Source organism: Aurantimonas sp. A3-2-R12, from assembly GCF_036016755.1.
GTDB classification, from domain to species: domain Bacteria; phylum Pseudomonadota; class Alphaproteobacteria; order Rhizobiales; family Rhizobiaceae; genus Aurantimonas; species Aurantimonas coralicida_A.
Window position 1 is genome coordinate 1 of sequence record NZ_JAYXIH010000133.1, and the last position, 934, is coordinate 934.

Genomic DNA, 934 nt, shown 5'->3' on the forward strand with positions numbered 1-934 from the left:
TCCCCGCCCTCGGCCAAAGGCACGAAGGCTATCACTGGCGGAGTTTTGCTCCGGCCAACAGCCAGATATCCGGCCGCTTCAGTGGTGGATTTTTGCACCGGCGCTCTCATCTCGGGTTCGCAACAGGATAATGGCGGGCCGAGAACGATGAAACGGAGAACTACGTCTACGCTATAGCCCTCTCATGATGGTCACGTCTGGATGAGCGCACAACTAATCTGGCACCGGAACAAAATCCGATGCAAGGTGGGGAATAAACGACCCGGCGGGTGTGCTGCGCGTCTGATTCTGACGACAATTGATCAAACTCTCATCCCCGGATTGGCTACCGCACGACCCTTTTCCGTCGTGGACGTTCCTCCGGCTCCAAATCGAGCGTCGATAGATTCTGCCCCAGGGCTATATCGAGGATTGTCCGCGTCAATCAGGGCGCGCAGCACGCCAGCTAGGTCGTAATGTCAACGATCCATTCTCTCTTTTCCGTTCGTCGGCTCATCCGTGAGCCGATAACTGCAGCGCGCGTCAAGACCTGCATTGAGACCGGCGCCGGCACATGGCGCGCAATGTCCCAGATGAAGCCCGCCTATTCGCGCGCAACCGCTGCCACGATCGTTGCCGCATGCTTGCCGGTTCCGGCCAGACGGCGGAACATCTCTCTAGGGCTATCGCATTTGGCCGAGGATAGATCGGGCGAAGTAGTTTGACTATCCGGAGCGCTTGCGTTTTCGCCTGACGGAGATGGCGGGCCTTGCGCGCTTGAGGAGGTTGGGTGCGAGCTTGGGCAGGATGGCGAGGTTTTCCGGGGTGTTGTCCTTGCGGTTGGGGATGGTCGAGTAGCTAATCCATTCGGCTTCGCCCTCACAGATCCGGGCATGCGGCTTTCCCGCACCCGGCTCCTCCCGGAAGTAACCCGCATTAAGCTGCTCGTGGTGTC

General features: G+C 59.2%; 1 pseudogene. It reads right to left on the minus strand.

The annotated features are described in order from the left end of the window. Positions 1–704 precede the first annotated feature (704 nt). A pseudogene (locus VSX60_RS22405) lies at positions 705–934 on the minus strand (hypothetical protein); the annotation flags it as partial.